Source organism: Enterobacter sp. BWH52 (assembly GCF_001037565.1).
Taxonomy (GTDB): domain Bacteria; phylum Pseudomonadota; class Gammaproteobacteria; order Enterobacterales; family Enterobacteriaceae; genus Enterobacter; species Enterobacter hormaechei_C.
The window spans coordinates 1-1,695 of sequence record NZ_KQ089861.1 but is presented as its reverse complement, the minus strand read 5'-3'; the positions used below and the strand labels follow the sequence as shown (position 1 = coordinate 1,695).

General features: G+C 42.1%; 3 protein-coding genes. All 3 read left to right on the top strand.

Translation table 11 applies throughout. The features are described 5' to 3' along the window. Positions 1–234: ADP-ribosylglycohydrolase family protein (locus tag SK47_RS22725; protein ID WP_075262132.1), on the top strand; the 234-nt coding region annotated here is incomplete at its 5' end. A gap of 95 nt (positions 235–329) precedes the next feature. Next, the gene (locus SK47_RS22720; RefSeq protein ID WP_255354027.1) at positions 330–581 is read left to right on the top strand and encodes an immunity protein Tsi6 family protein; all 252 of its coding nucleotides are present in this window, start codon (positions 330–332) and stop codon (positions 579–581) included. Positions 582–733: 152 nt separating this feature from the next. Further along, positions 734–1,695: ADP-ribosylarginine hydrolase Tri1 (tri1, locus tag SK47_RS22715; RefSeq protein WP_048245222.1), on the top strand; the 962-nt coding region annotated here is incomplete at its 3' end.

The window sequence follows — 1,695 nt, the reverse complement described above, 5'->3', positions numbered from 1 at the left end:
GCCGCGATGTGGTCCGTATGGAATACGGATAATTTCCGTGATGCCATTCTGCTGGCAGCCAACCTTGCCGATGATGCTGACAGCGTTGCGGCGACGGCGGGACAAATAGCGGGGGCGTTGTATGGTTATTCCGCTATCCCGCAGGACTGGAAAGATAAACTCGTACAACACGAACGTATTGCCACAATGGCGGGTAAACTATTCGATAGAGCACCTGAGGATAATTTTTTATAGTTAGAATTACCAAGGGTAAGCGAGGGCATATGATGACTTGCGATCAGGTATGGAATTTTTAGTTAACTGAATCTACTGCAATGAATGAAATGACAATGTTTGGTTACGTTGATAGAGCATTAACTTTAGCACAGAAAAGATATGCAGACGTCAAGAATCGTGATCCCCAATCCCCGCTTTTGCAAATGTACGACTCTATTGTACAACAATTATTATTTCTACGGGATTTAATCGAAGGCAAGGAAAAGGATAGAGCGAAATTATGGGATATGACGTTCGGTATGTATGCAGGGAAGGAGTTTGATCATTCTGATGAGTTGTTTTTTGAAAGGTTGTCAGATGCCTAGTTTATTGTGGATCAAATCCGCCGAGGGTTAAAGGTTAGGCTGCCGCATGAGGTCGATACCAACTATAATAAAAAGAAACAAAACCTCATGAAGAAATTCCCTGATGAATTTTAGTATTTCATATGAATAATATTTTTTATTATGGGTGAAAGGTGATTGACTTACATGCTGATTTAAATGCCTTGTTAAAATATGTTGATAGATATCGTAAATACTTACCCATTAGCAGACCTTCAGTCCAGCGAAGGATGCAGTATACTTATGATAATAAGCCATTAGAGTCATCCTCAAATAGTGATGTACAAAAACAATGGGATTTACCACCACCATGTAATATCTCACTAGCGCAATCACGGGATCGTGCGGTAGGTACGCTTATTGGTCTTGCTGTTGGAGATGCTGTAGGTACGACGCTCGAATTTTTGCCTCGTGACAGAGCATACGTCAAAGATATGACAGGAGGTGGGCCATTTCAACTTCGTGCAGGCGAATGGACGGATGATACATCCATGGCATTATGTCTTGCGGAAACGCTTCTTGAGAAAGGCGATGCTGATACTATATGTTTCAGGAATAAGCTTCTGGAATGGTATCAGCATGGTTATAACAGTTCAAATGGCGTCTGTTTTGATATAGGTAATACAACGCGATTTGCTTTAGAGCAATATTTAACAATTGGCCCAGGATGGAGCGGCAATACTGCTCCAGAAACTGCGGGTAATGCTTCCATTATCAGACAAGCCCCTGTCTCTATTTTTTTTAGAAAGTCATTAAGCAAAGCGTTTTATGAAGCTAAAAAACAATGTATCGCAACACACGGTGCCGCGGAAGCAATCAATAGCACGCAGTATTTAAGTTATTTGCTTGTGCATATGATTAACGGTAGCAATAAAGATTTTGTTTTTTCTCCGCACGTTATGCCGCTTCAGCCACGCGTAATGATTATCAACGCGGGTGAATATAAGCAAAAAACTCGCGATCAGATTCGTTCAAGTGGTTATGTTATCGATACGCTTGAAGCCGCGATGTGGTCCGTATGGAATACGGATAATTTCCGTGATGCCATTCTGCTGGCAGCCAACCTTGCCGATGATGCTGACAGCGTTGCGGCGAC